Consider the following 4,050-nt stretch of genomic DNA (forward strand, 5'->3'; position numbering starts at 1 on the left):
CCCTTCCGCCGTCTCGCGCCCGCCCCGCCGTTCCCACTTGCCTGTGGGCAGCCGTGCCCGCACCTGGCTGCGGGCAATCGTGCCGCCGGGGCGATGGGGGAGGGTGGGCGCGGCGGCACCTCGTGGTGCCGAGTTGCGCAGTCCACACCCGGTCGGCACCCACGCCGGGTGCCTTTTGGAGCCGCCGTCCCGCAGTCGCGCCCTGAAGGGGCGCGGGGAACTGCGCGAGTGAGCGCAACCCAGCCGCAGTCGCCGTACTACCTCATCCGACCGGCGTCACCGCGCAGTCGCAGTCACCCGCTCCGTCTCGATCCGCTTGTCCAGCGCATCGTCCGCCAACAACTCCAGATGCCGACAAAGCACCACGGAACCCCCAATGGCAAGCGGCCCGTACAACCCCGCTGCCAATCCCTCCCACGTGTCGTACCCCAACCCGGACAGCAACCGAGACCCCGGCCCCGTCAGCCCGAGCCCCCCGGCCTCCGCGCTCGCCCGTTCCACCACCTCGGCGCCGCTGAACTCCCGCCCGGCTACGATCAACGCCGCCGCCTCGGGGTCGACAGGCGCGTACGCCACGAACCGATCCCCCTGCGACGGCACCTCGACGGCGTAGTCGATGAACCCGGCCGGGACCTGCGGAAACCGCCCCCCGAGCGGCCGTAGCGCGAGAGCGACCCGCTCCCCGGAGCACGCCCGAGCCTCCTCCAGCGTGTCCGGCCCGCTGACCACGATGTCGGCGACCCCGGGATCCCCGGCGACGTCGGCGACCACTCCCACGGACGAACACGCGAGCAACCACACCGCCGTCTGCCAGTGCGCCGGCAGCAGCAGCGCGACCCGGTCACCCGGCTCGGCGGACAGCTCGTCCTGAAGCAGATTCGCGGTCTTGGCCACCCAATTGGCGAAGGTGGCCACGGACAGTTCGACGCGCTCACCTGTCGCGTCGTCGTAGAAGGTCACCAGCGGTCGCGAGGGGTCCGCGGCGAGCGCGGATCGCAGCAGGTCGGCAGGGGTGCGGTCGGTCGCGTTCACGCGCGTAAGCGTACGCGGGCGCGGAGCGCGACGGGGCCCGGGGCGGGCCGGACGTGCCACCGGTTCGGCGGAGTGCGGCCGACGCACCGTCAACTCTGCGATGGACAGAAATGTATGGCTATGCCCAAGATCGGGCGTATGCGTAGATCTCGATTCCTCGCTTCCTCGATCGGCATCACCTGCGCGGCGGCCCTGGCCCTCTCGATGACCCTCCTGGCCTCGGCCACCGCGTCGACCACCCCCGCCGAAAGAACCGCAGCCGTCCCCACCCCGATCCCGGGCACCACCCAGTCCCTCCCCCTCGCCCCCCGCGGAGCGGATCGGGGTTTCGGCTCGGCCGCCGTCGAACAGGGGCTGGGTCGACGGGACGTAAGGTCGTTCTCGCTGGTCGGCGTGGTCTGGGACGACCCGGACGCGGAATTGCAGGGTCGCGTCCAGGTGCGTACGAGGGCGAAGGGCACCAGCAGTTGGTCAGGCTGGCAGGACGTCGAGACGCACAACCATGAGCATGCGGCCGACCCGGACACCGCTGAATGGGCATCGGGCCGGGTGCGTGGGTCCACGGCCCCGCTGTGGGTCGGCGAATCGGACGGCGTCGAGGTCCGCGTACGCGCCGAGGCCCGGCGTCGTACGGCCGCTCCCGGTGAACAGATGCTCCCGGACGGCCTACGGCTGGAGTTGGTCGATCCGGGGTCCGATGTCCCGGGGGATGCCACAGACGCCCCAGATGTTCCAGATACTGGGGGTGTCACAAGCGTCACGGACGCCACGGGTGCCACGGGTGCTACGGGCGTCACGGATGCCGCGGGTGTTACGGATCCCGCAGGCGTCGTGAGTACGGCGAGTACGGCGAGTGCGGTGGGCACACCGAGTGCGGTGGGCACAGCGAGTACAGCGAGCCCGGTGGGCGCCGCAGGCCCGGCGGTCGGACCCCCGCCCGTCGTCACCCCCGTGGACAGCCCGCGCCTGGCCGCGCTGACGGCGGAGTCGGTCGCCGCCTCGGCCGTCAACGCCGATCTCGCCCCGCTCGGCGCCACGGTCATCCCCGCGCTGTCACGCGAGGAGACGGAGGCGCGGCTGGCCGAACTGGAGCCGGGCTCGAAGCCGTACATCGGTCCGCGTCCACAGATCGTCACCCGCCGCGGCTGGGGCGCCGACGAGAAGCTGCGGGAGCGGGACTTCCTCTACACCGAACGCGTCCAGGCGGCCTTCGTGCACCACACGGCCTCCGGCAACAACTACCGCTGTGCGCAGGCACCCACCGTCATCCGCAGTATCTACCGCTACCACGTGGTGAGCAGCGGCTGGCGCGACATCGGCTACAACTTCCTCATCGACAAGTGCGGAAACATCTACGAGGGCCGTGCGGGTGGCGTAGCCAAGCCCGTCATGGGCGCCCACACCCTCGGTTTCAACAAAAACAGCATGGGGATCGCGGTCCTCGGCAGCTTCACCTCCACCATGCCGTCCGACGCGGCGGTCAGGGCGATCGCGCAACTCACCGCGTGGAAACTGGGTCTTTACCGGGCGAACCCGAATGGCAAGACATACCTCACTTCGGGTGGTGGCAATCTCTACCGAAAAGGTAAGAAGGTACGACTGAACGTGATCTCCGGTCACCGGGACGGGTTCGCGACCGAGTGCCCGGGGGGGCGCCTTTACGGAAAGCTCGGCGCGGCACGCTCGGAAGCCGCCCACTATCAAGGCCGATAGTGCGGCGGCGGGTTGAAGGGGGGAGCCGGGGCTCGGGGCTCCGGAAGGAAACCGATGACCGGCCGGAGGTCATCTCACACTGCGACAGGCCGAGGGCACGCCCGCCGTGCCCTCCACGGACACCCCGCTGACCTGTGAAGAACCAGGTCGGTGACCATCCGCACGGCCACGAAGGCGCCATGGAACGGTCTGCACACACTGGCCGGTCGAATGAGAGTTCGGCCGGTCCCGGCAGGAAGCAGAGACGACAGGTGACAGAAGCGATCCTCCTGGTCGGCGGTAGAGGTACCCGACTGCGCCCGCTCACGGTGCACACTCCGAAGCCGATGGTCCCGGCGGCCGGAGTCCCCTTCCTCACGCACCAGTTGGCCCGGGCGAAGGCGGCGGGAGTCGACCACATCGTCCTCGCCACCTCCTATCTGGCCGAGGTCTTCGAACCCCACTTCGGCGACGGCTCGTCGCTGGGCCTCCATCTGGAGTACGTCACGGAGGAGGAGCCTCTGGGCACGGGAGGCGCCATCCGCAACGCCGCCTCATATCTCCACTCCGCCCCCGAGGACCCCGTCCTCGTCTTCAACGGCGACATCCTCACGGGCCTGGACATCCGCCGCCTGGTCACCACCCACGAGACAACGGGCGCGGATGTGTCGTTGCACCTGACCCAGGTGACCGACCCACGCGCGTACGGCCTGGTGCCCACCGACGAGACGGGCCGGGTCCTGGCCTTCCTGGAGAAGCCGCAAACCCCCGAGGAGATCGTCACCGACCAGATAAACGCGGGGGCGTACGTCTTCCGCCGCTCGGTCATCGACACGATCCCGGCGGGCCGCCCGGTCTCGGTCGAACGCGAGACGTTCCCGGGCCTACTGGCGGCCGGCGCCCACCTCCAGGGCATGGTGGACTCCACGTACTGGCTGGACCTGGGCACCCCCGCGGCCTTCGTACGAGGCTCAGCCGACCTCGTCCTGGGCCGCGCCCCGTCCCCGGCCGTCCCCGGTCGCTGCGGCGACCGCCTCGTCCTCCCCACCGCCCGGGTCGCGGGCGGCGCCAAGCTCACCGGGGGCACGGTGGTGGGTGAGGGCGCGTTCGTGGGCGAGGGCGCTCAGGTCTCCGGCAGCACGGTCCTGGCCGGCGCCGTCGTAGAACCCGGCGCCGTCATCACCGACTCCCTCATCGGCGCCCGCGCCCGCATCGGCGAACGCTCCATCCTCACCGGCACCGTCGTGGGCGACGGCGCCATCATCGGCGCCGACAACGAACTCCGCTCAGGAGTCCGCGTCTGGTGCGACGCCCGAATCCCCACGG

3 protein-coding genes are annotated in these 4,050 nt (G+C 70.6%); 2 read left to right on the plus strand and 1 reads right to left on the minus strand.

Features of this window, described 5'->3' with window-relative positions:
• Window positions 1-276: 276 nt before the first annotated feature.
• Entirely contained in the window at window positions 277-1,032 is a 756-nt protein-coding gene (locus STRIP9103_RS43385) for a TIGR03089 family protein (protein WP_009341801.1), read from the minus strand.
• 120 nt (window positions 1,033-1,152) lie between these two features.
• Between STRIP9103_RS43385 and STRIP9103_RS43390 the strand changes: the two genes are divergently transcribed.
• Complete coding sequence (locus tag STRIP9103_RS43390; RefSeq protein WP_009341800.1) at window positions 1,153-2,745, plus strand: peptidoglycan recognition protein family protein; 1,593 nt, start codon at window positions 1,153-1,155, stop codon at window positions 2,743-2,745.
• A 251-nt stretch (window positions 2,746-2,996) separates the two neighbouring features.
• A partial coding sequence (gene manB / locus STRIP9103_RS43395) for a mannose-1-phosphate guanylyltransferase (protein ID WP_048822165.1) occupies window positions 2,997-4,050 on the plus strand: 1,054 nt, incomplete at its 3' end.

The sequence above is a fragment of the Streptomyces ipomoeae 91-03 genome (assembly GCF_000317595.1).
GTDB lineage: Bacteria > Actinomycetota > Actinomycetes > Streptomycetales > Streptomycetaceae > Streptomyces > Streptomyces ipomoeae.